Annotated in this window: 24 protein-coding genes; 7 read left to right on the plus strand and 17 right to left on the minus strand. The window is 72.1% G+C overall.

Features of this window, described 5'->3' with window-relative positions; genetic code table 11:
• Positions 1-53: 53 nt before the first annotated feature.
• The 4 genes from ACSHXC_RS09585 to ACSHXC_RS09600 are packed head-to-tail and all read right to left on the minus strand — an operon-like array spanning position 54 to position 3,673.
• Positions 54-725, minus strand: a complete 672-nt coding sequence (locus tag ACSHXC_RS09585) for a GntR family transcriptional regulator (RefSeq protein ID WP_438291173.1) — start codon at positions 723-725, stop codon at positions 54-56.
• Between the two features lie 40 nt (positions 726-765).
• The gene (locus ACSHXC_RS09590) at positions 766-1,746 is read right to left on the minus strand and encodes an ornithine cyclodeaminase family protein (RefSeq protein WP_438291174.1); all 981 of its coding nucleotides are present in this window, start codon (positions 1,744-1,746) and stop codon (positions 766-768) included.
• On the minus strand, positions 1,743-2,744 hold the full coding sequence (locus ACSHXC_RS09595) for a proline racemase family protein (protein WP_438291175.1): 1,002 nt from the start codon (positions 2,742-2,744) through the stop codon (positions 1,743-1,745). Before ACSHXC_RS09595 ends, ACSHXC_RS09590 begins: the two co-directional genes overlap by 4 nt.
• Positions 2,745-2,764: 20 nt before the next feature.
• A complete protein-coding gene (locus ACSHXC_RS09600) occupies positions 2,765-3,673 on the minus strand; it encodes a dihydrodipicolinate synthase family protein (protein ID WP_438291176.1) in 909 nt (302 codons plus the stop codon).
• A gap of 249 nt (positions 3,674-3,922) precedes the next feature.
• Between ACSHXC_RS09600 and ACSHXC_RS09605 the strand changes: the two genes are divergently transcribed.
• A complete protein-coding gene (locus ACSHXC_RS09605; protein WP_438291177.1) occupies positions 3,923-5,293 on the plus strand; it encodes an aminopeptidase P family protein in 1,371 nt (456 codons plus the stop codon).
• 18 nt (positions 5,294-5,311) lie between these two features.
• Here ACSHXC_RS09605 and ACSHXC_RS09610 read toward each other — a convergent pair whose 3' ends face one another.
• Entirely contained in the window at positions 5,312-5,710 is a 399-nt protein-coding gene (locus ACSHXC_RS09610; protein WP_438291178.1) for a RidA family protein, read from the minus strand.
• Entirely contained in the window at positions 5,707-6,816 is a 1,110-nt protein-coding gene (locus ACSHXC_RS09615) for an acyl-CoA dehydrogenase family protein (protein WP_438291179.1), read from the minus strand. The genes ACSHXC_RS09610 and ACSHXC_RS09615 overlap by 4 nt, the downstream gene beginning before the upstream one ends.
• Before the next feature lie 132 nt (positions 6,817-6,948).
• Between ACSHXC_RS09615 and ACSHXC_RS09620 the strand changes: the two genes are divergently transcribed.
• Genes ACSHXC_RS09620 through ACSHXC_RS09635 form a run of 4 tightly spaced genes read left to right on the plus strand, consistent with a single transcriptional unit; the run spans position 6,949 to position 10,783 of the window.
• Positions 6,949-8,565: an AMP-binding protein gene (locus ACSHXC_RS09620; protein WP_438291180.1), complete on the plus strand. Its 1,617-nt coding sequence runs from the start codon at positions 6,949-6,951 to the stop codon at positions 8,563-8,565.
• A gap of 4 nt (positions 8,566-8,569) precedes the next feature.
• Positions 8,570-9,445, plus strand: coding sequence for a PaaX family transcriptional regulator (locus ACSHXC_RS09625; protein WP_438291181.1), 876 nt, complete (start codon positions 8,570-8,572; stop codon positions 9,443-9,445).
• Between the two features lie 8 nt (positions 9,446-9,453).
• Entirely contained in the window at positions 9,454-9,813 is a 360-nt protein-coding gene (locus tag ACSHXC_RS09630; RefSeq protein ID WP_373300978.1) for a BlaI/MecI/CopY family transcriptional regulator, read from the plus strand.
• A gap of 4 nt (positions 9,814-9,817) precedes the next feature.
• Positions 9,818-10,783 (plus strand): M56 family metallopeptidase, encoded by a 966-nt coding sequence (locus ACSHXC_RS09635; protein WP_438291182.1) that lies wholly within the window; start codon positions 9,818-9,820, stop codon positions 10,781-10,783.
• A gap of 75 nt (positions 10,784-10,858) precedes the next feature.
• Here the strand turns inward: ACSHXC_RS09635 and ACSHXC_RS09640 are convergent, their stop codons facing one another.
• From ACSHXC_RS09640 to ACSHXC_RS09650, 3 genes are all read right to left on the minus strand, one after another.
• Positions 10,859-11,314: a tellurite resistance TerB family protein gene (locus ACSHXC_RS09640; RefSeq protein ID WP_438291183.1), complete on the minus strand. Its 456-nt coding sequence runs from the start codon at positions 11,312-11,314 to the stop codon at positions 10,859-10,861.
• 159 nt (positions 11,315-11,473) lie between these two features.
• The gene (locus ACSHXC_RS09645) at positions 11,474-13,771 is read right to left on the minus strand and encodes a bifunctional salicylyl-CoA 5-hydroxylase/oxidoreductase (RefSeq protein WP_438291184.1); all 2,298 of its coding nucleotides are present in this window, start codon (positions 13,769-13,771) and stop codon (positions 11,474-11,476) included.
• A gap of 2 nt (positions 13,772-13,773) precedes the next feature.
• Positions 13,774-14,601 carry an enoyl-CoA hydratase family protein gene (locus ACSHXC_RS09650; RefSeq protein WP_438291185.1) on the minus strand — a complete coding sequence of 276 codons (828 nt, stop codon included), beginning with the start codon at positions 14,599-14,601 and terminating at the stop codon, positions 13,774-13,776.
• Positions 14,602-14,952: 351 nt separating this feature from the next.
• On the opposite strand from ACSHXC_RS09650, the gene ACSHXC_RS09655 reads away from it, so the two are divergent.
• On the plus strand, positions 14,953-15,393 hold the full coding sequence (locus tag ACSHXC_RS09655; protein WP_438291186.1) for an ATP-binding protein: 441 nt from the start codon (positions 14,953-14,955) through the stop codon (positions 15,391-15,393).
• On the opposite strand, the gene ACSHXC_RS09660 is transcribed toward ACSHXC_RS09655, so the two are convergent.
• The 5 genes from ACSHXC_RS09660 to ACSHXC_RS09680 all read right to left on the minus strand — a co-directional run bounded on the left by ACSHXC_RS09660 (position 15,368) and on the right by ACSHXC_RS09680 (position 21,613).
• On the minus strand, positions 15,368-16,807 hold the full coding sequence (locus ACSHXC_RS09660) for an amino acid permease (protein WP_438291187.1): 1,440 nt from the start codon (positions 16,805-16,807) through the stop codon (positions 15,368-15,370). The two genes, ACSHXC_RS09655 and ACSHXC_RS09660, sit on opposite strands and share 26 nt — an antisense overlap.
• 162 nt (positions 16,808-16,969) lie before the next feature.
• The gene (gene argF, locus ACSHXC_RS09665) at positions 16,970-17,977 is read right to left on the minus strand and encodes an ornithine carbamoyltransferase (RefSeq protein WP_438291188.1); all 1,008 of its coding nucleotides are present in this window, start codon (positions 17,975-17,977) and stop codon (positions 16,970-16,972) included.
• Positions 17,978-18,061: 84 nt separating this feature from the next.
• The gene (locus ACSHXC_RS09670; protein WP_438291189.1) at positions 18,062-19,294 is read right to left on the minus strand and encodes an arginine deiminase; all 1,233 of its coding nucleotides are present in this window, start codon (positions 19,292-19,294) and stop codon (positions 18,062-18,064) included.
• Positions 19,295-19,706: 412 nt separating this feature from the next.
• Positions 19,707-20,681 (minus strand): homocysteine S-methyltransferase, encoded by a 975-nt coding sequence (gene mmuM, locus ACSHXC_RS09675; RefSeq protein ID WP_438291190.1) that lies wholly within the window; start codon positions 20,679-20,681, stop codon positions 19,707-19,709.
• A 2-nt stretch (positions 20,682-20,683) separates the two neighbouring features.
• Positions 20,684-21,613 carry an LLM class F420-dependent oxidoreductase gene (locus ACSHXC_RS09680; RefSeq protein ID WP_438291191.1) on the minus strand — a complete coding sequence of 310 codons (930 nt, stop codon included), beginning with the start codon at positions 21,611-21,613 and terminating at the stop codon, positions 20,684-20,686.
• Positions 21,614-21,862: 249 nt separating this feature from the next.
• On the opposite strand from ACSHXC_RS09680, the gene ACSHXC_RS09685 reads away from it, so the two are divergent.
• Positions 21,863-22,078, plus strand: coding sequence for a hypothetical protein (locus tag ACSHXC_RS09685; RefSeq protein ID WP_438291192.1), 216 nt, complete (start codon positions 21,863-21,865; stop codon positions 22,076-22,078).
• Positions 22,079-22,093: 15 nt separating this feature from the next.
• On the opposite strand, the gene ACSHXC_RS09690 is transcribed toward ACSHXC_RS09685, so the two are convergent.
• From ACSHXC_RS09690 to ACSHXC_RS09700, 3 genes are all read right to left on the minus strand, one after another.
• Positions 22,094-22,585: a DUF6099 family protein gene (locus ACSHXC_RS09690; RefSeq protein WP_438291193.1), complete on the minus strand. Its 492-nt coding sequence runs from the start codon at positions 22,583-22,585 to the stop codon at positions 22,094-22,096.
• A 125-nt stretch (positions 22,586-22,710) separates the two neighbouring features.
• The gene (locus ACSHXC_RS09695) at positions 22,711-23,091 is read right to left on the minus strand and encodes a nucleotide pyrophosphohydrolase (RefSeq protein WP_438291194.1); all 381 of its coding nucleotides are present in this window, start codon (positions 23,089-23,091) and stop codon (positions 22,711-22,713) included.
• Positions 23,088-24,254, minus strand: a complete 1,167-nt coding sequence (locus tag ACSHXC_RS09700; RefSeq protein WP_438291195.1) for an AAA family ATPase — start codon at positions 24,252-24,254, stop codon at positions 23,088-23,090. The genes ACSHXC_RS09695 and ACSHXC_RS09700 overlap by 4 nt, the downstream gene beginning before the upstream one ends.
• Between the last annotated feature and the right edge of the window lie 20 nt (positions 24,255-24,274).

The following is a 24,274-nucleotide window of genomic DNA, read 5'->3' on the forward strand; positions in this document are numbered from 1 at the left end:
GAGCCGGGGACCGGGGCGGGCTTGTTTCCGGGGCCCGCCCCTCCACCCCGCCTCTAGCCGTTCCCCTCCCGGGCCCACAACGACCGTACGTGGCCCAGGTGGCGGGCCATGCAGGCCTCGGCGGCCGGGCGGTCGCCGGACCGCATGAGGTCCAGGAGCTCGACGTGTTCCTGGGCGGAGGAGATGAGTTCGCCGCGCTCGTCGAGCCGGGTGAGCCCGTACAGTCGGGAGCGTTTGCGCAGGTCGCCGACCGTTTCGACGAGGCGCTCGTTTCCCGCAAGGCCGAGCAGCCGGAGATGGAAGCGCCGGTCGGCGTCGAGGTAGCCGATCAGGTCGTGGGCGCGGGCCCGGTCCACTATCTCCTCGGCCACCGGCCGCAGCGCCTCCAGCTGCTCCGCGCTCGCGGTGTCGGTGACGCTGCCGACGGTCGGCACCTCGATGAGCGCGCGCAGTTCGGTGTACTGGTCCAGGTCGCGCTCGCTGACCTCGGTGATCCGGAAGCCCTTGTTGCGTACCGGCTCGACCAGGCCTTCGCGGGCCAGGTCGAGCATGGCCTCGCGCACTGGCGTCGCGGAGATCCCGAAGTCGGCGGCGAGGCCGGGGGCGGAGTAGACGGCGCCGGGACGCAGCTCGCCCGCGACCAGGGCCGCGCGCAGTGCGTGGGCGACCTGGTCGCGCAGGCGTTCCTGGGCGACGATGAGATGACGCTGTTTCAGGTCGCCCATGGCGCTTCCTCCGTGTTCCGCGGAGGCCCAGCGTACAATCTCACCTTCCGCCGTCGGGCGGTTCGGGGCCGCGCACTTCTGCCCCAACCGGCACTGCCCGCAGGGGACTTGACGCCCGGTGCACTGCGGCCGCCACCGCGAGGTCCTCCCAGGCCATGCCCACGCTCTTGAAGAACCGCGGCCGGTCCGACGGCGCCTCGGCTTCGCCCCGCACCAGATCGGCCAGGGTCCCCGCGATGTGGTCCTCGCCGATCACCCCCTCGGCCAGCGGGATCAGCAGATCACCGGCCTCGCGCAGGGCGGCCGTCCGCGCCTCCACCCACACCGAGGACCGCCGCACGAGCTCCGAGCCGGTCTCGCGCACGGCCGGCCGGTGCGAGCCGACCGCGACGACGGTGGCGTGTTCGGGAATCCGCCGCCCGTCGAAGAGCGGCTCGTGCGCGGTGGTGCAGCAGATGACGAGGTCGGCACAGGACACGTCGGACGGCTCCCCGGCGCGCGCCTCCAGGCCGAGTTCGCGGGCGTACGTCACCAGCCGTTCGGCCGCCCCGCCCGTCCGCGACACGACGGTCACATGGGTCAACTCCCTTGTGTTCAGGGCCGATTCGAGATGGGCGTGGGCCTGAGGGCCCGCGCCGAACAGGACCAGGCGGGCCGCGTCCGGTTCGGCGAGCGCGTCGAGGGCGAGGGCCGAGACGGCGGCAGTGCGGACCGTGGTCAGCGCGGCGGCGTCGAGCAGAGCGAGGGGCAGCAGTGTCGGCCCGTCCAGGAGGAGGAAGCTGCCGGTGATGCGGGGCAGCCCGCGGCCCGGGTTGGCGGGCACGACCCCCGCGATCTTCACGCCGGCGTATGTGGCGGAAGCGGCCGGCATGACGAGCAACTCCCCCGCCGGAACAGGAACGTTGGAGCGTTCCGGGCACTGCTCCGGGTCGAGTCCCTCCTCCAGGACCGCGGCCAGCGCGTCGGCCGCCGCTGCGGGGGTGAGCAGCGCCGCGAGGTCGTCCGCGCCGAGGTGGATCACAGCAGGAAGCCTTCCGGGAACGGGTCGGAGGGATCCAGGAAGTACTGGGCGGTTCCGGTGATCCAGGCCCGGCCGGTGACGGTGGGCACGACCGCGGGGAGCGGGCCGACCGTGGTCTCGCCGACCAGGCGGCCGGTGAACTCCGTTCCGATGAACGACTCGTTGGTGAAGTCGCGGTGCAGCGGCAGCTCGCCGCGGGCGTGCAGCTGGGCCATCCGTGCGGACGTCCCGGTGCCGCACGGCGAGCGGTCGAACCAGCCGGGGTGGATCGCCATGGCGTGCCGCGAGCGGGTCGCGTCGGAGCCCGGGGCCGCAAGGTAGACGTGCTTCACCCCGGCGATTTCCGGGTTCTCCGGGTGCACGGGCCGGTCCGTCGCGTTGATGGCGGCCATGATGTCGAGACCGGCGGCGAGCAGCGCGTCCTTGTGGTCCCGCGCGAAGGGCAGGCCGAGCGCGTCGAGTTCGACGAAGGCGTAGAAGTTGCCGCCGTAGGCAAGGTCGTAGGTGACCGTGCCGAGGCCCGGGACCTGCACCTTTCGGTCGAGCGCGAGGCAGAACGCGGGGACGTTGGTCAGTGTGACGGAGCGCGCCTCGCCGTCCTCGACCCGTACGTCCACGCTCACCAGTCCGGCCGGGGTGTCGAGCCGGACGGTGGTGACGGGCTCGGTGACCGGGACCATTCCGGTCTCCACCAGCACGGTGGCCACGCCGATCGTGCCGTGTCCGCACATCGGCAGCAGGCCGGAGACCTCGATGTAGAGGACGCCGTAGTCCGCGTCGGGCCGGGTCGGCGGCTGGAGGATCGCTCCGCTCATCGAGGCGTGGCCGCGCGGCTCGTACATCAGGAGCGTACGGATGTGGTCGAGGTGCTCCATGAAGTACAGGCGCCGCTCGGCCATGGTGGCGCCGGGGATGACGCCGAGCCCGCCGGTGACGACGCGGGTCGGCATGCCTTCGGTGTGCGAGTCGACGGCGTGGTAGACGTGTCGGGTCCGCATGGATTCGCCTCCCTGTAGGGCTACTTGTGGCCTTCGGCGAGCGCCTTCTCGGTGGCGGCGCGCACCAGGGCGTCCTGTTCCGCGGTGAGCGGCTGGCGGGGCGGCCGGACGGGTCCGCCGGGGCGGCCGGCCAGGTCCATGGAGAGCTTGATGGCCTGGATGAACTCGGTCTTGGAGTCCCAGCGCAGCAGGGGGTGCAGCGCCCGGTAGAGGGGACGGGCGGTGGCGAGGTCGCCCGCGACGGCCGCGTGGTAGAGCTCGGCGCAGGCGGCGGGCAGCGCGTTGGGGTAGCCGGCGATCCAGCCGACCGCTCCGGCCAGGGCGAGTTCGAGCAGTACGTCGTCGGCGCCCGCCAACAGGTCCAGTTCCGGGGCGAGTTCGGCGATCTCGTAGGCCCTGCGCACATCGCCGCTGAACTCCTTGACGGCGACGATGCTGCCGTCGGCGTACAGCTGGGCGAGCAGCGCGGGCGTCAGGTCGACCTTGGTGTCGTACGGGTTGTTGTAGGCGACGACGGGCAGGCCCGCCTTGGCGACCTCGGCGTAGTGGGCCCGTACCGAGCGCTCGTCGGCGCGGTAGGCGTTGGGCGGGAGCAGCAGCACGGAGCCCGCGCCGGCCTCCGCGGCCTGCTCCGCCCAGCGGCGGGATTCGGTGCTGCCGTACGCGGCGACGCCGACCATGACGCGGTCGCCGTCGCCCGCCGCCTCGACGGCGGTGTGCACGACGCGGGCCCGCTCCTCGTCGGTCAGGGTCTGGTATTCGCCGAGCGAGCCGTTCGGCACGACGCCGTCGCTGCCGCTGTCGATGAGCCAGCGCACGTGCTGGGCATAGGAGGTGAAGTCGACGGAAAGGTCGGAGCGCAGGGGAAGCGCGGTCGCGACGAGGATTCCGTGCCAGGGCCGGATGCGCTGGGGTGCTGCAGACGTCATGGTCGAACTCCCTAGTGTGGTGTGTGACATTTTACTGATGGATGACAGGCGCCCACAAGGGTCCGGACCAAGTCCCGATCCGGCCCGGACCTCAAGCGGCCTTGCCCGGGCGCGCACTTGGGAAGCCCATGGGTGGCCCATGCCCTGTGACATAGTAATGTGAAATTGCACTGCGCGCCCAGTGCCCCCCGTTCGTCCGCGCACCCCGGCGCGCCCACCCCTGCCCGTCCCCTCACCCCGGGAGACCCGATGGCCGAGCGCCCCGCACACCTCAACACCGGCAGCCACGACCTTCCCGTCGGCCCTGAACTCGCCGCGTTCATGAGCGGCGGCTGGGCCCCGACTCCGCTGCCCCGGGACGCCCGGGTGCCCGGATTCGACGTCATGCCGGGCCGCCGGGCGCGGCTCTCGGCCCGCTTCCCCGGCGAGCGGCTGATCGTGCCCGCCGGGGAGTTGAAGGTCCGCACCAACGACTGCGACCACCGCTTCCGCCCGCACAGCGCGTACGCCTGGCTGACCGGTCTCACCGGCGAGGACCAGCCGGGCCACGTCCTGGTCCTGGAGCCGTCCGGGTCCCGGCACGAGGCCGTGCTCTATCTGCGGCCCCGCTCGCCGCGCGCCGAGGGCGACGACGAGTTCTACCGCGACCGCAGGTACGGCGAGTTCTGGGTGGGCCGCCGCCCCGACCTCGCCGAGACCGAGCGCCTGACCGGCATCCGCTGCGCCCACGTGGACGAGCTGGACGCGGCGGCGCCCGGCCGCAACGCCGCCACTGACCCGGAACTCGCCGCAGCGCTCTCCGAGTTGAGGCTGATCAAGGACGCCTGGGAGGTGGCCCAGCTCCAGCTCGCCGTCGACCACACCACCACCGGATTCGAGGACGTCGTACGCTCCCTGCCGCGCGCGCTGGCCCACCCGCGCGGCGAGCGGCTGCTCGAAGGAGTCTTCGGGACGCGGGCTCGTGCCGAGGGCAACGGCACGGGGTACGAGACGATCGCCGCGTCCGGGGCGCACGCCTGTGTACTGCACTGGATCCGCAACGACGGACGCCTCGACGCCCAGGATCTGCTGCTGCTCGACGCGGGCGTGGAGACAGACACCCTGTACACCGCCGACATCACCCGCACCCTGCCGCTCTCCGGCCGCTTCTCCCCCGTCCAGCGCCAGGTGTACGAACTCGTCCTGGCCGCGCAGGACGCGGGCATCGCGGCGCTGCGGCCCGGCGCCGCCTTCCGCGACTTCCACCGGGCCGCGATGGGAGTCATTGCGGAGGGCCTCGCGGAGTGGGGCGTCCTGAAGAGCGCCTCGGGCGAGCTGCACCGCCGCTACACGCTGTGCGGCAGCGGGCACATGCTGGGCCTGGACGTCCACGACTGCGCGAAGGCCCGCGGCGAGACCTACCTGGACGGCGTCCTGGAACCCGGCCAGGTCCTCACGGTGGAGCCCGGCCTCTACCTCCAGCCGGACGACGAAACCCTGCCGCCCGAACTGCGCGGCATTGGCGTCCGCATCGAGGACGACCTGGTCGTCACCGAGCATGGCGCCCACTTGATGTCGAACGCCCTGCCGAGGTCGGTGGCGGGGGTGGAGGAGTGGATGGGGGCGTTCCTGGAGGGGTGAGCCGGTTGCGCGAGTCGTTTACTCCAGGACAGCGAACCCGTCCAGCTCGACCAGGGCCTCGCTGTCCCACAGCCGGACCACCCCGATCACCGCCATCGCCGGATAGTCCCGCCCCGCCAACTCCCGCCAGATGGAACCCAGTTCACGCGCCTGCTCCCGGTAGGCCGCGACATCCGTCGCGTACACGGTGACCCGCGCGAGGTCCCCCGGCGAACCCCCCGCCGCGGCCAGCGCCGCGAGCAGGTTGGTCAGCGCGGTACGGAACTGCTCGGGCAGCGTCGCGCCCACCACCTTGCCGTCGGCATCCAGCGCGGTCTGCCCCGCGAGGAAGACCACCCGGGACCCGGTGGCGACGACGGCGTGGCTGAACCCCGTCGCCGGGGACAGCGCGGCGGGGTTCACCCGATCGAGGCTCACCGGTACAGCTCCTTCGCGATGATCGTGCGCTGCACTTCGCTCGCCCCCTCGTAGATGCGGGGCGCGCGGACCTCACGGTAGAGGTGTTCGAGCAGGTGCCCGCGTTGCAGCGCGCGGGCGCCGTGGAGCTGGACCGCCGCGTCGACGACGTACTGCGCGGTCTCGGTGGCGAACAGCTTCGCCATGGCGGAGCCGCGCGCGATGCCCGCATCGCCCCGGTCGTAGGCGGCGGCCGCCGCGTACACCAAGAGCCTGGCGGCCTCGGTCCGCGTCGCCATGTCGGCGACCCGGTGCGCGACGGCCTGGAGATCCTTGAGCGGGCCTCCGAACGCGGTGCGCCGGGCGGTGTGCGCGAGCGTCGCATCGAGCGCCGCCTGCGCCATGCCGACGGCGAACGCCCCGACGCTCGGCCGGAACAGGTTGAGCGTGTTCATCGCGACCCGGAAGCCCCGGTCCGGCTCGCCCAGGATGTCGTCGGCGCTCACGGGCACGCCGTCGAAGCCGAGGCTGCCGATGGCGTGCGGGGAGAGCATGTCGAGCGCGGCGCCGGTCAGCCCGGGCCGGTCGGCGGGCACCAGGAAGGCCGTCACTCCGCGCGCGCCGGCGTCGGCGGTCGTACGGGCGAAGACGGTGTAGAAGTCGGCCTCGGGGGCGTTGGAGATCCAGCACTTCTCACCCGTGAGGCGCCAACCCCCTTTGTCCTCAACGGCGTTGAGGCTGAGCGCGCCCGCGTCCGAGCCCGCGTCCGGCTCGCTCAGCGCGAAGGCGGCGACCGCGCGGCCCGCCGTCACCTCGGGCAGCCAGCGCCCGCGCTGCGCGGCCGTCCCGTACGCGGCGACCGGGTGCGCGCCGAGGCCCTGGAGGGCGAGCGCGGTCTCCGCCTCGGTGCACGCGTACGCCAGCGATTCCCGCATCAGGCACAGATCGAGCGCGCCGGAGCCGAAGAGCCGGGCGAGCAGCCCGTGCTCGCCGAGCGCCTCGACGAGTGGCCGGTTGACCCGGCCTGGCTCACCCTTGTCGGCAAGGGGGCGCAGCCGCGCCCCGGCGAGCACCCGCAGTTCCCCGCACCATTCCAGCTGGTCCGGCTCCAGCGCGAATCCGGGCATGGCCGCCCCTTTCCCACTCGGGTTCCGACTGTCCCACTCGGCTCCGACAACGACAGGGAACGCCCTATCGCGAACTGTTGACTGTCGTCATCCAAACGATACGCTCCAGAGGCGACAAGGGGGCGATCCCGTATGGAGCTGAAGAACTCAGCGCACGCCGACACCTTTCCCCGCGACCATCTGCCGCCCGCCGACCAGTGGCCGGACCTGGTCCTCGGCCCGCCGGGGCCGTACTACCCCGAGCGGCTCAACTGCGGCGCCGAACTCCTCGACGCCACCATCGAGCGCTTCGGACCGGACCGCCCCGTCTTCCGCACCGGCCAGGGCGAGGTCTGGACGTACCGGGAACTGCGCGACCGCGTCGACCGGATCGCCCACGTCCTGACCGGCGAACTCGGCGTGGTGCCCGGGAACCGGGTGCTGCTTCGCGGGCCGACCACGCCGTGGCTGGCCGCGTGCTGGCTGGCGGTGATGAAGGCGGGCGCGGTCGCCGTCACCGTACTGGCCCAGCAGCGCGCCCACGAGCTGGGCGTGATGTGCTCCATCGCGCGGATCAGCCACGCCCTGTGCGACGCCCGCGCCCTGGCCGATCTGGAGCGGGCCGAGGCGCCGGGCCTGCGCATCACTGCGTACGGGGGCGACGGGCCCGGCGATCTCCTGAACCTGGTCAAGCGGGCGCCGGCCGGGCGGTTCACCGCCGTGGACACCTCGGCGGACGACGTCGCCCTGATCGCCTTCACCTCGGGCACGACCGGACGTCCCAAGGGCTGTATGCACTTCCACCGCGATGTGCTTGCCATAGCCGACACGTTCGCCCGGCACGTCCTGAAGCCGACCCCCGACGACGTGTTCGCGGGCAGCCCGCCGCTCGGCTTCACCTTCGGGCTCGGCGGGCTGGTGATCTTCCCGATGCGGGCCGGCGCCTCGGCCCTGCTGCTCGAACAGGCAGGCCCCCGCCAGCTGTTGCCCGCCCTCGCCGAGCACCGCGTATCGGTCCTGTTCACCGCGCCGACCGCGTACCGGACCATGCTCGACGAACTCGACGCGCACGACCTCGGCGCACTGCGGCGCTGCGTCTCGGCCGGCGAGAACCTTCCGGCGGCGACCTGGCGCGCCTGGGAGCAGCGCACCGGGCTGCGCATCATCAACGGCATCGGCGCCACCGAACTCCTCCACATCTTCATCTCCGCGGCGGACGAGGACATCCGGCCCGGCACCACCGGCCTGCCCGTCCCCGGCTGGCAGGCCCGCATCGTCGACGGGCAGGGGCAGCCCGTCCCCGACGGCGAGCCCGGGCTGCTCGCCGTGCGCGGCCCGGTCGGCTGCCGCTACCTCGCGGACGAGAGGCAGCGCGCGTACGTACGGGACGGCTGGAACGTCACCGGCGACACCTATGTGCGCGGGAGCGACGGCTGGTTCCGGTATGTGGCCCGCGCCGACGACATGATCATCTCGGCGGGGTTCAACATCGCGGGCCCCGAGGTCGAGGACGCGCTCCTGCGCCACCCCGACGTCACGGAGGCCGCGGTGGTGGGACGGCCCGACGAACGGCGCGGCCATGTCGTCGTCGCGTACTGCGTGCTGCGGCCGGGGGTGGCGCGCGGCGAGGACACGGTGGCCCTGCTGCGCGACTTCGTGAAGGCCGAGCTCGTCCCGTACAAGTGCCCGCGCGAGATCGTCTTCCTGGACGCGCTCCCCCGTACACCCACCGGCAAGCTCCAGCGCTTCCGGCTGCGGGAACTAGAGTGATCACGTGGCCGAGCTGCACACTCCCCGATCCCTGATCGTGACTCTCTACGGCGCCTACGGGCGCGAAACCTCCGGCTCCCTCGCGGTCGCCGAACTGATCCGGCTGCTCGCGGCGGTCGGTGTCGACGCGCCCTCCGTGCGCTCGTCGGTGTCCCGGCTCAAACGGCGCGGGCTGCTCGTGGCGCAGCCCACCACCGCGGGCGCGGCCGGCTACGCCCTGTCGCCCGACGCACGCCAGCTCCTGGACGACGGCGACCGGCGCATCTACGCCCACCCCTCGCCGCAGGCCTCGGACGGCTGGGTGCTCGCGGTGTTCTCCGTCCCCGAGTCGGAGCGCAGCAAGCGGCACGTACTGCGCTCGCGCCTGGCAGGCCTCGGCTTCGGCACGGCCGCGCCGGGCGTGTGGCTCGCTCCGGCCCGGCTGTACGACGAGACCCGGCACACCCTGGAACGCCTCCAACTCGCCCCGTACGTCGACCTGTTCAGGGGCGAGCATCTCGGTTTCGCCCCCACCGCGGAGGCCGTCGCCCGCTGGTGGGACCTGCCGGCCATCGCCAAGCAGCACGAGGACTTCCTCGACCGGCACGAGCCGGTCCTTCGCGCCTGGGAGTCGCGGGCCCACGCCCGGACCGACGCCGCCGCCGATACCGACGCCGAGGCCGCCTACCGCGACTACCTCCTCGCGCTCGACTCCTGGCGGCGGCTGCCGTACGCCGACCCGGGGCTGCCCGCCGAACTCCTGCCCGACGGCTGGCCGGGCGGGCGCTCCGCCGAGGTGTTCGGCCGGCTTCATGAGCTGCTGCGGGAGTCGGGCGCCGCGTTCGTACGGGGTGCGCTGCCGGGCCGGGGGCCGCGGCGGCCTCGTACGATGACGACGTGACGGAGCAGATGAGGCGCCCCCGCCGGGGGCAGGGGGAACTGGAGGCGCGGGTGCTCGCGGCGCTGCGGGAGGCGCCGGGCCCGGTGACCGCGGGCTGGGTGCAGGAGTGGCTCGGCGAACCGCTCGCCTATACGACCGTCGTGACGATCCTGACCCGGCTGCACACCAAGCAGGCGGTGGCCCGCGAGCGCGCGGGCCGCTCCTTCGTGTGGATTCCGGCCGACGAGGCGGGGCTCGCGGCCCGCCGGATGCGCAAGGTGCTCGACGCCGAGCGGGACCGGGGCGCGGTGCTCGCCAGCTTCGTCACGGACCTCTCGCCGGACGACGAACAGTTGCTGCGCGAACTGCTCGGCGGGGCCGGGGACTGATCCGGTGGGTGTGTTCGTCGTCCTGCCGCTCGTGCTGCCGCTGACCGCCTGGCCGATCGCCCGGCTCGCCGGCCCGAGGCTGCATCCGCGCACGGCGACGCGGGTCCTGTCCCTGGTGGGCGGGGTGCTCGCGGTGTGCAGCACGCTGTGTCTCCTCCTTCTCATGGTGGCCGGAACCGCGCAGTTGCCCGGCAATCCGCTGCCGGACGCCTGGGCCGATCCCGAGGTCCGGGCGGTGGTGCCGTACGACGAGGCGGTCGGGCAGGCCGCACTCCTGGTCCTGGCCGCCGTCGCCCTGGCCTGCGGTCAACTCCTGTGGCGCCATGGGCGGGTGCGGGCCGGGGCCGCCCGGGCGCTGGCCGGGCTTGCGCCGTCGCGGCGGGCGGTGCTGCCGGACGAGCGCCCTTATGCGTACGCGCTGCCCGGCGGACTTCGCGGGCGCGGGCGCGTCGTGATGTCCAGCGGGATGCTGGACCTCCTCGACGCCCGCGAGCGCGAAGCCCTGATCGCGCACGAGGAAGCTCACCTGACGGGCCGTCATCATCGGTTCCTCCTGGTGGCCGGTCTTGCCGCGCGCGCCAATCCGTTCCTGCGCCCGCTGCGCTCCGCCGTGGCCTTCACGGCGGAACGCTGGGCGGACGAGGACGCGGCGCGCACGGTGGGCGACCGCACGGTGGTGGCGCGCGCCATTGGCAAGGCGGCGCTGGCCTCGGGCCCCGGCCGCGACCTGCGCGGGGTGCCGCCGCTGCCCGCCTTCGCGGCGGCCGGGCCGGCGCCGGGGCCCGTGCCGCGCAGGGTGGCGGCGCTGCTGCGGCCGGTGCCGCCGGCTCGCGCCTGGCCGCCCGCGGGCACGGCGGCGGGGCTCGCCCTGTGGACCGCCACGGCGGGCGCGGCGGCCTCGGCCCTGTCCTCGGCGAACGCGACGCTGGTCCTGGTCACGGTTCTGCGGGGCGCGACTTCGGCGTTGTAGCCGGGCCGTCCGGAGAAGGCGCGGGCACGGCACCCTCTCGCGGGCCCGCGACCGGCTCCCTGCCTGCGGCGGCGACTACAGGTCGAACTCCGCCGGTGACAGGCCGAGCGCGTAGCAGGCCTCGCGGACGACGGCCTGCTCGGTCTTGTCGAAGTCGCCGTCCGCGCCGCCGATGACGATGCCTATCTGGATGACGGCGCGCGCCTCGGCGGGCTTCTTCTTCGCCTTGGCGACCTCCTGCAACAGGCCCACCTTGCCGAAGTCGAAGTCGGCGGCCAGCTTGTCGAGCCCCTCGTCGAAGCGGCGCTGCAGATCGGCGGCCGAGAAATTCTGCAACACCTCGTTGGATGCGATGAGTTGGGCCACCCGACGCCGCTCGGCCGCGTCGATGGTGCCGTCGGCGGCGGCGACCAGGGCACACATCGCCATGCTCGCGTCGCGGAAGGCGCCGCTCTTCAGGTCGTTCTTCTTGGCCACGAGCTGCGTCTGCATCGTCGTGGCGGATTCCTTGAGGCGGTCCCAGAGGGCCATGGTGCTTCTCCATGCATGTCGTCAAACTTCTACAGCAATGTAGAAACTGACGAGCCTCGCGAATGGTTCCCGGGGGTCCTGAGTGATTTCGGCGCGGGCGTGCGGCGGCCGGGCCGGGCGTTTCGGCACGGGCCCGCCCGGCCTGTACCTGCGGGTGCGTCAGTTCAGGCTGAGCCGTGGCCTCGGGGCGTCCGTACGGCCGGTCGGCGGCTTGCGGCTGCCCGCGCGATAGGGCCGCGGCCAGCTCGCGCCCGGGCCCGCATAGCCCTGCTCGGCCGCGGCGTGCAGCGTCCAGTGGGGGTCGTACAGATGCGGCCGGGCCAGTGCGCACAGGTCGGCGCGGCCCGCCAGGAGCAGGGAGTTGACGTCGTCCCAGGACGAGATGGCGCCGACCGCGACGACCGGGATGCCGAGCGCGTTGCGGATCCGGTCGGCGTACGGGGTCTGGTAGGAGCGCCCGTATTCGGGGCGTTCGTCGGGGACGACCTGCCCGGTGGAGACGTCGATGGCGTCGGCGCCGTGCGCGGCGAAGGCCCGCGCGATCTCGACGGCGCCCTCGGCGGTGGTGCCGCCCTCGGCCCAGTCGGTGGCGGAGATACGGACCGTCATGGGCTTGTCGGCGGGCCACATCGCGCGCACCGCGTCGAAGACTTCGAGGGGGAAGCGGAGCCGGCCCGCGAGGGAACCGCCGTAGCGGTCCGTCCGTTGGTTGGTGAGAGGGGAGAGGAATCCGGAGAGCAGGTAGCCGTGTGCGCAGTGCAGTTCGAGGAGGTCGAATCCGCAGGTGGCGGCCAGCCGGGCCGCAGCCGAGAACTGTTCGCGGATCGCGGTGAGCCCCGCTCGGTCCAACGCGTGCGGGACCTGGTTGACGCCCGCCCGGTACGGGAGCGGGGAAGCGGCGGCGACGGGCCAGTTGCCGGTGTCCAGCGGCTCGTCCATGCCGTCCCACATCAGCTTGGTCGAGCCCTTGCGCCCGGAGTGGCCGAGCTGGATGCCGAAGGCGGCGCCCGGCGCCTGCTGGTGGACGAAGTCGGCGATCCGCCGCCAGGCCGCGGCCTGTTCGGGGGTGTAGAGGCCGGCGCAGCCGGGGGTGATGCGGCCTTCGGGGCTGACGCACACCATCTCGGTCATGACCAGTCCCGCGCCGCCCAGCGCGCGGGCGCCGAGGTGGACGAGGTGGAAGTCGCCGGGCACGCCGTCCACGGCGGAGTACACGTCCATGGGCGAGACGACCACGCGGTTCTTCAGTTCCAGGCCGCGCAGCCGGAAGGGGGTGAACATGGGCGGGGTGCCCGGCGGGCAGCCGAATTCCCGCTCGACGGTGTCGGTGAAGCCGGGGTCGCGCAGCCGCAGGTTGTCGTGGGTGACGCGGCGGCTGCGGGTGAGGAGGTTGAAGGCGAACTGCCGGGCGGGCTGATCGAGACAGCGCTCAAGATCCTCGAACCAGCGCAGGCTGGCGGCGGCCGCGCGCTGCGTCGACTCGACGACGGGCCGGCGCTCGCTCTCGTACGCCCCGAGGGCCGCGGGCAGATCGGGCTGCTCCTCGATGCACGCGGCAAGCGCCAGGGCGTCCTCGACGGCGAGCTTGGTGCCGGAGCCGATGGAGAAGTGCGCGGTGTGCGCCGCATCGCCGAGCAGCACCGTATTGCCGTACGACCAGCGCTTGTTGACGACGGTCCGGAAGGCGGTCCATGAGGAGTTGTTGCCACGCAGCGGCCGTCCGCCGAGGGCGTCGGTGAAGATCTTGGCGCAGTAGTCGGCGGAGGCACCCTCGTCGAGCGCGTCGAACCCGGCGGCCGCCCACACCTCTTCGCGCATCTCGACGATCACGGTGGAGGAGCCTGCGGAGTAGGGGTAGCCGTGCAGCTGCATCACGCCGTGTTCGGTCTCGGCGATCTCGAAGCGGAAGGCGTCGAAGGCGAAGTCGGCGGCGAGCCAGATGTAGCGGCAGCGGTGTGTGGTGACGCGCGGCGCGAAGTGATCGGCGTGCGCCTCGCGGGTGAGGCTGTGCACCCCGTCCGCGGCAACCACCAGGTCGTAGGCGGTGGCGAGTTCGGCGGCGGGCGGCGCCTCGGCGCGGAAGCGCAGCTCGACGCCAAGGGCTTTGCAGCGCTCGTGCAGGATCTCCAGAAGCCTGCGCCGTCCGAGCGCGGCGAAGCCGTGCCCGCCCGAGGTGAGTGTGCGCCCCCGGTGCACGATGTCGATGTCGTCCCACCGGACGAACTCGGCGCGCAGCGCCCGGTAGACGGCCGGGTCGGCGTGCTCGATCCCGCCGAGGGTCTCGTCCGAGAGCACGACACCGAAGCCGAAGGTGTCGTCCGGGGCGTTGCGCTCCCACAGGGTGATCTCGCGGTCGGGGCCGAGGCGCTTGAGCAGGGCCGCGGCGTAGAGCCCGCCGGGGCCGCCGCCGATGACGGCGATCCGCAGCGGGGCGCCCTCGGTGTGCGGGGCCGGCATCGCTAGCGTCCCTGCCACTTCGGAGGCCGCTTCTCGCTGAAGGCCGCATGGAATTCGGCGTAGTCCTCGCCATTCATCAGCAGAGCCTGGGTCGCCGCGTCCATTTCCACCGAGGCGGCGAGCGGCATGTCGAGCTCCGCGGTGAGCAGCGCCTTGGTCTGGGCGTACGCGAGGGCGGGTCCGTCGGCGAGGCGGCGGGCGAGCTCGGCGGCGCGTTCGTCCGCGCGGCCCTCGTCGGTCAACTCGCTGAGCAGGCCGATCCGTTCGGCCTCCTGGGCACGTACAGGATCGCCCAGCATGAGCAGCCGGGTGGCGTGGCCGAGGCCGACGACGCGGGGCAGCAGATAGGCCGCGCCCATGTCGCCGCCCGACAGGCCCACCTTGGTGAAGAGGAAGGCGAACCGCGCCGAGGGGTCGGCGATGCGGAAGTCGGCGGCAAGCGCGAGCACCGCGCCCGCGCCGGCCGCGACGCCGTGCAGCGCCGCGATCACCGGGAAGGGGCATTCGCGGATCGCCCGGACGACCTGGCCGGTCATGCGGTTGAAGTCGAGGAGCTCGGCGGTGTTCATCGACAGGGTGGCGCCGATGATGTCGTCGACGTCGCCGCCCGAGCAGAAGCCGCGCCCTTCGCCGGACAGGACCAGGGCACGCACGGACCGCTCCCGGGACAGTTCGGCGAGCAGGTCGCGCAGGTCCGCGTAGGCGCCGAAGGTCAGCGCGTTGAGTTTCTCCGGCCGGGCCAGGGTGACGGTCGCGACCCCGTCGGCCACCGTGAGCCGCAGATGGCGCCAGTCCTCGGTGGGCGATGCGGAGCTGGGAAAGGGGCTCATCCGGACGGCCTCCTTCGGCGGGACGGCAGCTGCCGCCACCTCTTCTGCCTGCCCGACGAAGGTATCACTCATACGTGACTGTCGTCACGAGTGCGCGATACGTCCCCGAGCAGGACCAGAGGCCAAGGTCCTTCGCCCCGATGCCGCAGGACCCCGGCCGCCCCGGCCGGGGTCCTCTACTGGACCGCACCCCGGCTTCGTAAGGTTGAAAGCAGGACGACCCCTCACTACCGGACGCCCCTTCACAACCCGACGTCGCTCGGAATGCCGCCCCACCCCCACGGCGGCACGCCACTCGACGTCCCCACACGAACCCCACGCCCCCGCGCACCCCGAACGGAACATTCCGCCTTGCCCGAGCCCTCCGGCCCCGACCGCGACGCCACGCCGTCCGCGTGGCGCATAGCGCTCCCCCACTCCACGGCCGCCGTGCCGATCGCCCGCGCCCTGGTGCGTACTGCGCTCGCGGACATCGACGCGCCCGCCGACAGCGACACGGCCGAGCTGCTCACCGCGGAGCTCGTCGCCAACGCCGTCGAGCACACCGTGGGCGAGGCGCCGATCGAGCTGGTGGTGGAGCTGCTCGCGTCCGGCTGTCAGGTCGAGGTGCACGACGGCTCACCGCTGCCGCCGGGCGATCTCTCCGCGCCGGGGGCGGGCGATCACCCGGACCCATGGCAGGAGCACGGCCGCGGCCTGCTGCTCATCCGGACGCTGAGTTCGGCCTGCGGCCACCGCCCCACCGCGCACGGCAAGGCGGTCTGGTTCACGCTGCCGAGTCGCCCGAGCTGACCAGGCGCGAGCGGCTGCGCCCGTAGAAGGCGTACACCAGCGCGCCGGCCAGCAGGAACACGGCGAACTGCACCCACGTGGCCCAGCCGGTCCCGTACATCAGATAGAGGCAGAAGCCGACGCCCAGGATCGGGCTGACCGGGTAGAGCGGCACCCGGAACGAGCGCTTCAGGTCAGGCTCGCTGCGGCGCAGCGCTATGACGGCGATGTTCACGACGGCCATGACGGCGAGGGTGCCGATCGTGGTCAGGTTGACCACCGCGTCCAGGGACGCGAACGCCGCCGGGACCGCGAAGACCAGCGCGACGATCCACGTGTTGGCCACCGGCGTCGCGGTCTTCGCCGAGACCCGCTCGAAGACCCGCGGGACGAGGCCGTCGCGGGACATCGACATCAGGATGCGGGTCTGCCCGTACATCACGGCGAGCACGACGGACGCGATGGCGACGACCGCGCCGAACGCGATGACGCCGCCGCCGAACGTCGAGTCGGTGACGTGGTTGACGATCAGCGAGAGCGCGGCGGGCTTGTCGCCGACCGCGTCCGCGCCGAGCCCGCCGATCGCGGCCAAAGCGACCGCGCAGTAGAGCAGCGTGACCAGGCCGATGCAGATCATGATCGCTATCGGCACGTTCTTGCGCGGATTCTTCACTTCCTCACCGGCGGTGGTGATCGCGTCGAATCCGATGTACGAGAAAAAGGCCAGCGAGGCGCCCGCGGTGACCCCGCCGGGGCCGTGCGTCGCGAACGGCGAGAGGTTGCCCGCCTTGAACGCGGTGAACGCGATCGCCAGGAACAGCAGCAGGATCCCGATCTTGAGCACGGCCATCGCGGCGGTGGCCCGCGCGCTCTCCCTGACGCCGCGCACCAGGAGCGTCGCGGCGAGCACGATGACCACGACGGCCGGAAGGTTGATCACCCCGCCGTCGCCGGGCCCCGCAGAGAGCGCAGCCGGCAGCTGCCACCCGACGAGGCTGTTCAGGAGCTCGTTGAGGTACTGACTCCAGCCGACGGCGACCGCGGACACCGAGACGCCGTACTCGAGCAGCAGACACCAGCCGACCAGGAACGCGGTGCGCTCGCCGAGCGTCGCGTACGCGAAGGAGTACGAGGAGCCGGAGACCGGGATCGCACCGCCGAGTTCGGCGAAGGAGAACGCGGTGAAGACGCAGGTCACCGCCGCGAGCACGAAGGAGAGGACCACGGCGGGGCCCGCCTTGGCGACGCTGTCGGAGAGCCCGACGAAGATACCGGTGCCCACGATGGCGCCGACGCCGAAGCACACGAGCTGGAAGAGCCCCATGGTGCGGCGCAGGCCGTGTCCTTCGAGGTCGGCGCCGGATTCGGCGATCAGCCGGCGCGGCGGTTTGATGCGCCGTGCGGGGGCGGGGGGAGCGAGGTGGGGGCGCCGCATGGGGTGGTTCTCATTCCTGGTCTACACAACGGCCTGGCAGGGGCCGTACACAAAGAAAGCGGGGCCCGAGCGTGCGAGCTCGGACCCCACCAAGAAGCGACATAGTAGCCACCCCGGCGCATGTTCACCCAATCGGGCGCATTCCTATTCGGCGCCCTTGATTTACTGCCGGTCCCCCAGCGTGGCGACCATGACCGCCTTGATGGTGTGCATCCGGTTCTCGGCCTCGTCGAAGACGACCGAATGGGGCGATTCGAAGACCTCGTCGGTGACTTCGAGTTCGGTCAGCCCGTACTGCTCGTGGATGTCGCGGCCGACCTGGGTGCCGAGGTCGTGGAAGGCGGGCAGGCAGTGCAGGAACTTGACGCGCGGATTGCCGGTGGCGCGCAGCACGTCCATGGTCACGGCATACGGCGCGAGGGCCTTGATCCGCTCGGCCCAGATCTCCTTGGGCTCGCCCATCGACACCCACACGTCGGTGGCCACGAAGTCCGCACCGGCGACGCCCTCCTCGACGGACTCGGTGAGGGTGATCCGGGCGCCGCTCGCCGCGGCCGCCTCGCGCGCCTGCGCGACGATCTCCTCGGCCGGCCAGTACGCCTTGGGCGCCACGATGCGGACGTCCATGCCGAGCAGCGCGCCGGTGACCAGATAGGAATTGCCCATGTTGAAGCGGGCGTCACCCAGATAGGCGAAAGCGACCTCGCCCAGCGGCTTGTCGGTGTGCTCGGTGACGGTGAGGACGTCGGCGAGCATCTGGGTCGGGTGCCAGTCGTCGGTCAGACCGTTGTAGACGGGCACGCCTGCGTTCGCGGCGAGGGTCTCGACGGTCTCCTGCGCATCGCCCCGGAACTCGATCGCGTCGAACATCCGGCCAAGGACGCGGGCGGTGTCCCGCGCGGACTCCTTCTTGCCGATGTGCGAACCGGCCGGGTCGATGTATGTCGTCGACGCACCCTGGTCGGCGGCGGCGACCTCGAAGGAGCAGCGGGTGCGCGTCGAGGACTTCTCGAAGATCAGCGCGACATTGCGGCCGCGCAGCCGCTGGACCTCGGTGCCCGCCTTCTTGGCGGCCTTGAGTTCGGCGGCGAGCGCGACGAGCCCGAGGAACTCCTCGGCCGTGAAGTCCAGCTCCTTGAGGAAGTGGCGGCCTGCGAGATCTGTCGCCATGGTGGCTGCTCCTGGGGCGGGTAGGGGGACGGCTGGGCTACGAACGGGATGCAACACTGAAAGTATATACGTAAGAGCGCATCACTATACGGCATCGCGTTCGACGGGACAGCTCATACAGCGCGGGCCTCCCCTCCCCCGCCCCAGCTCACTGCCGCGGATCTCGATCACCTCGATGCCCTCCTTGCGCAGATGCGTGTTGGTCGTGACATTGCGCTCGTACGCGACGACCACGCCCGGCTCGACCGCGAGCACATTGCAGCCGTCGTCCCACTGCTCGCGCTCCGCGGAGTGCACGTCCTGGGTGGCGGTGAGCACCCGGATCCGGTCGAGGCCGAGCGCCGCAGCGATCGCGCGGTGCATGTGCTCCGGCGGATGGTCGGTGACCTTGAGCTCCTGCTCGCCCGCACCCGGCTCGATCGTGTACGAGCGGAGCATGCCCAGGCCCGCGTACTGGGTGAAGGTTTCTCCGTCGACCATCGTCATCACCGTGTCGAGGTGCATGAACGCCCGCCGCTTCGGCATGTCGAGCGCCACGATGGTCTGCGCCGAGCCCGCCGCGAACAGGCCGCGAGCCAGCATCTCCACGGCCTGCGGGGTGGTCCGCTCGCTCATCCCGATCAGCACGGCGCCGTTCCCGATCACCAGGACGTCACCACCCTCGATGGTGGAGGGATAGTCGCTCTGGCCCCGCGACCAGATGTTGAACGGGCCCGCCTCGGGGCCCTTGAACAGCGGGTGGTGGCGGTAGATCACCTCGAAGTGGACGGTCTCGCGCTGCCGGGCCGGCCAGCGCATCGCGTTGATCGAGACACCGTCGTAGATCCAGGCCGAGGTGTCGCGCGTGAAGAGGTGGTTCGGCAGCGGGCCGAGCAGGAAGTCGTCCAGCTCCATCGCGTGGAAACGCACCGACGTCGGCTCCGGATGCCCCTCCAGGAACTCCCGCTTCGTCATCCCGCCGACCAGCGCCTCCGCGAGATCGGCGGCGGGCAGTTCGTCGAAGGCCGCCCGCAGATGCCCGGTCGCGAGCGGCCCGTACTCCTTCTCGTCGAAGACCCGGTCGAGGACGAGCGCGCGGGCCGCCGGGATCTCCAGCGACTCGCGCAGCAGATCACCGAAGAGATGCACCTGGACGCCCCGGTCGCGGAGCACGTCCGCGAAACCGTCGTGCTCCTGTCTGGCCCGGCGCACCCACAGCACGTCGTCGAAGAGCAGCGCGTCCTTGTTGCTGGGCGTGAGCCGCTTCAGCTCAAGATCTGGCCGGTGGAGTATGACGCGGCGCAGCCGCCCGGTCTCGGAATCGACATGAAATCCCATGCCCCCATCCTGTCCCGCGGCGGGGCCACTCACCCGGCGAAGCTCCAGGCACCGGGTCGGCGTCGGCAAGGACGGCCCGGTCGGCCCGGTCGGCCCGGTCGGCCCGCGGAAGGCTTGACGACGATGTCTGCTCGTCATCAACTCACACAGTGCATGCCGCCGAACCGAGGACGTGCCGACACTGCACGGCCGACGGATCCTGCTCGTGCGCCGCTGCACCTGCGCCCACCATGCCTACGGCGGCGAGACCCGGGCCCAAGCCGTCGTGAATCTCCGTCGCTCCTCCCGGGCGTGAGGCCGCCCCGCCCGGCGCGTACCGGCGGGGGCTCCGTGCGCTCTGCCAGCCGGCCATGGGCTCTACGCCGGGACCACCCCGCTCCGGGAGCCGCCCGTCCGGCGCGGTGCGAGTTCCTTACCCTGACCGCCCCCTCACCCGGGCCGCCAACCGCGCGATCTCCGCCGGCCCGACCCGGCAGCATCCGCCGACGAGCCGTGCCCCGGACGCCACCCAGTCCCCCACCCGCCCGGCGTCGAACGTAGTGCCGCCCGCCCAGCCGCGCCGCTCCGCGTCCCAGCGCTCGCCGCTGTTCGGATAGACCACCACCGGCTTGCCCGTGACCGACGCCGCGAGCGGCACCGCCCGGTCGGCGTCGGCCGGGGTACAGCAGTTCACCCCGACCGCGATCACCTGGTCATGGCCCGCCACAAGACCGAACGCCGCGGCCAGATCCTGACCGGCCCGGGTGCGCCCGCCCGCGATGCTGTACGAGAGCCACACCGGCACCCCGCAACCCTCGACCGCCCGCAGCAGCGCCTCCGCCTCGTCGGCGTCCGGCACCGTCTCCAGCGCGAGGACATCGGGCCCGGCCGCCACCAGCGCCTCGATCCGCGGCCGGTGGAACCGCTCCAGCTCGCGCACGCTCAGCCCGTAACGCCCTCGGTACTCACTGCCGTCGGCGAGGAACGCGCCGTAGGGGCCGATGGAGGCGGCTACCCAGAATTCGAGGGGCTGGGCGGGGCTTCGGGGGGCCTCCCCCACCCCCCTCCCCCTCCCCCACCCCTCCCCGCCCCCGCTCAATTCCCCAGCCTCGCGCGCCAGTTGCACGCTCCCCGCCAGCAGTCGCTCCGCCTCGCTTCGGCTCAGGCCTCGGCGGGCGAAGCCTTCGAAAGTGGCCTGGTAGCTGGCGGTGGTCACGACCTGGGCGCCCGCCCGTACGTATGCCGTGTGCGCGGCCTGGATCTGCCGCGGGTCGTCGGCGAGCAGCCGGGCCGACCACAGCTCGTCGCTCAAGTCGCAGCCCTGTGCCTCCAGTTGGTTGGAGAGGCCGCCGTCGAGGACGACTGGTCCCTGCGCGAGGGCCGCGGCGAGTGTCCGGGCGGGCCGCACGGTCAGGCTCCGGCCAGCTGCGGCAGCACCTGCGAGGAGATCAGTTCGAGGTGGTCGAGGTCGTCGAGGTCGAGCAGCTGGAGGTAGCTGCGGGACGAGCCGGTCGCTTCGTACTTGCCGATCTTCTCGACGACTTCGGCGGGCGAGCCCGCGAGTCCGTTGGCCTTGAGTTCCTCCACCTCCCGTCCGATCGCGGCGGCCCGGCGGGCCACCTCTGCGTCGTCCTTGCCCACGCAGACGACCAGCGCGTTGGAGTACACGAGGTCGTCCGCCCTGCGTCCGGCGGCCTCGGCGGCCGCCTTCACCCTGGTGAACTGCCGCTCACTGTCCTCGATGGAGGCGAACGGGATGTTGAATTCATCGGCGTACTGGGCGGCGAGCCGCGGTGTGCGGGTCGCCCCGTGCCCGCCGATCAGGACGGGCACCTTGGCCTGCGCGGGCTTGGGCAGCGCAGGCGAGTCGCTGAGCTGGTAGTAGGTGCCGTGGTAGTCGAAGGTGTGGCCCACTTCGGTGGACCAGAGTCCGGTGACGATGGCCAGCTGTTCCTCCAGCCTGGCGAATTTCTCCTTCGGGAACGGAATGCCGTAAGCCTTGTGCTCGTCCTCGAACCACCCGGCGCCCAGGCCCAGTTCGACCCGGCCGCCCGACATCTGGTCGACCTGGGCGACCTGGATGGCGAGGACGCCCGGCAGCCGGAAGGTGCCGGCCGTCATCAGGGTGCCGAGCCGGATCCTCTTGGTCTCGCGGGCGAGTCCGGCCAGGGTGATCCAGGCGTCGGTCGGGCCCGGGAGTCCGTCGGCGGACCCCATCCGGAGGTAGTGGTCGGAGCGGAAGAAGGCGTCGAAGCCGAGGTCTTCGGTGGCCTTGGCCACGGTCAGGAGAGTGTCATAGCCGGCGCCCTGCTGGGGCTCGGTGAAGATGCGAAGATCCATGCCTCCATCCTGCACCGTCGGGCCGCCGTCAACCTCGCCTCCACCACTCGCCCCATGGCAGCTCGGTCGGGTGAATATTCGTCGATCCGGCAGGTCGCGCCCCCTCTGATCAGTGACGTTGACGTCAAGCAGTCGTTGGCTCGGCGGGAGCCGGACCGCCCGGCCCGCGTGTCGGCGGCCCTGTCCGGTGCGTCGACCGATTCTCCGCCCTGTCCGCCCCGCGGGAGGGCTTGGGCCGAGGAGGCCGCCATGTCCCAGGAAGCCGTGCCCGAAGAGGCCGTGCCGCAGCAGTCGGCGCCGCAGGCCGCCGCCGGGCGGAAGGGTGCACCGAAGGGGCTGCTCCAGCAGATGGAAGAGCTGATGGCGGCGCTGAATGCCGATCTGACGCAGCTCGACGCGGACCTTCAGTCCACCACCGATCGCACCCCGCCCGTCGATGGCTCGGGCGAAGCACAGCAGGCGTAGTCCCCCGCCGCCCCCTCACGGCGGCCCCGTAGCCGTGTCCCGCAGTACTTCACCCGATCTCTCCTGCTCTCGCAGGGTGAGTCGGCGCAGCATTCCGCGGATGCGGTCGCTGGATTCGTCGGCGGCGTCGATGGCCTCTATGCACTGCCAGTACAGGCCCTCCTCGTCGGTGGCGCAGGCCACGGAGACGAGGGCCATCGAGACGTCGCCGAGCAGTGCGCCCAGGGACGTCAACGCACGCGCAGGGTCGGCCACTTCGGTCAGTTGGGCGGCCCGGATGCCGCCGCGGCGCATGCCGGGGTGGTCGAGGACGGCGCAGCCCCGGCCGCCGGCTTCGCTGAGGCCGCGGGCTTCGCTCCTCAGTTCCGGCGGGCCGGTGGCCGCGAGGTGGCCGCCGATCGCCTGGGCGAGGGCTTGTGCCTGCCAGGCCTCGCCGGCGATGTCGAGCACTGCCCGGCTCTGGGCCAGGGTGTGTTGGCTGAGTTTGACGAGCCGTACCGCATCCATCCGATTTCCCCGTTCGTGCGACGGACCCGAGCTTCGCGTCCACTACCTAGCGTGAGCGTGAGTGGCTCGGAAAGCCAGAGGAAATCGGAAATCTGTGCACAGCAAGCCGATTGTGAGTATCTCGGTCACTCAGATGAGTGACTCTCCGTGTCCGTCGGCGAGTTGTTCGGGGGCTTCGGCGATTCCGGGACGGGGAAGCGGAGTTCATTGCGGTCGATCTTGGCATCGAGGGCCGCGAGGGCGTCGATGCCGAGTACTTCGCAGAGCTGGAGGAGATAGGCGAGGACGTCGGCGACCTCGTCGGTGACACAGTGGGCCTTGTCCGGGTCGGCCATCACCCGGTCCGACTGCTCGGGGGTGAGCCACTGGAAGATTTCGAGCAGTTCGGAGGCCTCGACGCTGAGGGCTGCGGCGAGGTTTTTCGGGGTGTGGTACGGCTGCCAGTCGCGGGCGGCGGCGAAGGCGGCGAGCCTGCGCTGCAGGGCCGGTACGTCGAGTTGGTTCACGGTTCCAGGTCTACCACCGTCGCCCCGTGGGCCTCGCGGGCGCCCGCTCCGTCCCCGACGGCGGCGAGCAGCCGGATGTGGCCGCGGGCGCACATCTCGGCGGCCAGCGCGATGAGTTCGCGGCTCTGGCGGGGGTCGAGTGCGCGGTCGAGTCCGTCGGCGAGGACGGCGAGGGTCTGCATGGCCGGGGGTACTTCGGCGACGGTGTCGACGGCGAGGACGCCGGGTCCGGTGAGCAGGACGAGGGCGAGGGCCAGGTAGCGGAGTTCGCCTTCGCCGAGCCGGCCGACGGGGGTGGCGTGCCGGGTCGCGCCGCGGGCGAGGACGGCTCGTAACGTGCCGTCGGCGAGCTGCTCGGTGGTGAGGCCGGTGACGGGGCCTGCGCAGCCCGCGCGGGCTGCGGTGACGAGGCGTCCGTGGCGGATGCCGCATTCGGTGCGGGTGCGGAAGAGGACTTCGGCGAGGTTGTCGCAGCCGCGCCTCAGCCGTCCTGCGCCGCTTCCCTGGGCGGGGGCGACGGGTTCGCGCATGCGCTGGGGCTGGGGGTCGCAGGCGAATACGGAGCGCAGGGCGACGACGACTTGTTCTGCGGCGGCCAGGACGCGCAGTTGTCCCTCTGTCTTGCCCGCGACGCGCAGCGGCAGCAGCGCGGTGCCGAGCCGGTCGTCGGGGAGCGGTGCGCGCGTGACGGGGACCGCGCCCGCGGTGTGCCAGGCCGCCTGGACGGTGGAGCGGCTCGGGTCGCGCAGGGCGGTGCTGAGGAGGGTCTGTCCTTCGCTGGTCAAACGCTCGCCGACGACGCGGAGTTCCGGTTCGGCCTGGATCGCGAGGTCGAGGCGGACGGGTCCGGCGGGTCCGTCCACGGTGCAGCCGATGCGGAAGCCGCGGCGGCCCTGGGCGTCGGCGTCGGCGCGTTCGGGCACGCAGCCCGCGGGGTCGCGGAACACGGATCCCAGCGATGCGCCCGAGCCGAGTCTGGCGAGGGCTTCGAATGCTTCGAGGACGCTGGTCTTGCCGCTGCCGCTCGGCCCGGTGACCAGGGTGAGCGGGCCGAGTGGGATGGCCGCGCCGCGGTGTGCCCGGAAGGAGGACAGCCTGAGTTCGGTGACGGTGGGTCGATCGGGACGGGCGGTCCGGTCACTGTTGGTGGTCGTCGTGGTCATGGCTGGGACCGTACGCAGCC

The organism is Streptomyces sp. HUAS TT7, assembly GCF_051550175.1.
GTDB lineage: Bacteria > Actinomycetota > Actinomycetes > Streptomycetales > Streptomycetaceae > Streptomyces.

Excerpts from the sequence above, each read along its gene's own strand:
- ACSHXC_RS09620 (WP_438291180.1), top strand. The coding sequence starts at position 6,949 with ATGGAGCTGAAGAACTCAGCGCACGCCGACACCTTTCCCCGCGACCAT.
- ACSHXC_RS09670 (WP_438291189.1), bottom strand. The coding sequence starts at position 19,294 with ATGGGATTTCATGTCGATTCCGAGACCGGGCGGCTGCGCCGCGTCATA.
- ACSHXC_RS09600 (WP_438291176.1), bottom strand. The coding sequence starts at position 3,673 with ATGACGTCTGCAGCACCCCAGCGCATCCGGCCCTGGCACGGAATCCTC.
- ACSHXC_RS09585 (WP_438291173.1), bottom strand. The coding sequence starts at position 725 with ATGGGCGACCTGAAACAGCGTCATCTCATCGTCGCCCAGGAACGCCTG.
- ACSHXC_RS09595 (WP_438291175.1), bottom strand. The coding sequence starts at position 2,744 with ATGCGGACCCGACACGTCTACCACGCCGTCGACTCGCACACCGAAGGC.
- ACSHXC_RS09630 (WP_373300978.1), top strand. The coding sequence starts at position 9,454 with ATGAGGCGCCCCCGCCGGGGGCAGGGGGAACTGGAGGCGCGGGTGCTC.
- ACSHXC_RS09680 (WP_438291191.1), bottom strand. The coding sequence starts at position 21,613 with ATGGATCTTCGCATCTTCACCGAGCCCCAGCAGGGCGCCGGCTATGAC.
- ACSHXC_RS09650 (WP_438291185.1), bottom strand. The coding sequence starts at position 14,601 with ATGAGCCCCTTTCCCAGCTCCGCATCGCCCACCGAGGACTGGCGCCAT.
- ACSHXC_RS09645 (WP_438291184.1), bottom strand. The coding sequence starts at position 13,771 with ATGCCGGCCCCGCACACCGAGGGCGCCCCGCTGCGGATCGCCGTCATC.
- ACSHXC_RS09615 (WP_438291179.1), bottom strand. The coding sequence starts at position 6,816 with ATGCCCGGATTCGCGCTGGAGCCGGACCAGCTGGAATGGTGCGGGGAA.
- ACSHXC_RS09605 (WP_438291177.1), top strand. The coding sequence starts at position 3,923 with ATGGCCGAGCGCCCCGCACACCTCAACACCGGCAGCCACGACCTTCCC.
- ACSHXC_RS09685 (WP_438291192.1), top strand. The coding sequence starts at position 21,863 with ATGTCCCAGGAAGCCGTGCCCGAAGAGGCCGTGCCGCAGCAGTCGGCG.
- ACSHXC_RS09690 (WP_438291193.1), bottom strand. The coding sequence starts at position 22,585 with ATGGATGCGGTACGGCTCGTCAAACTCAGCCAACACACCCTGGCCCAG.
- argF (WP_438291188.1), bottom strand. The coding sequence starts at position 17,977 with ATGGCGACAGATCTCGCAGGCCGCCACTTCCTCAAGGAGCTGGACTTC.
- ACSHXC_RS09700 (WP_438291195.1), bottom strand. The coding sequence starts at position 24,254 with ATGACCACGACGACCACCAACAGTGACCGGACCGCCCGTCCCGATCGA.
- ACSHXC_RS09660 (WP_438291187.1), bottom strand. The coding sequence starts at position 16,807 with ATGCGGCGCCCCCACCTCGCTCCCCCCGCCCCCGCACGGCGCATCAAA.
- ACSHXC_RS09640 (WP_438291183.1), bottom strand. The coding sequence starts at position 11,314 with ATGGCCCTCTGGGACCGCCTCAAGGAATCCGCCACGACGATGCAGACG.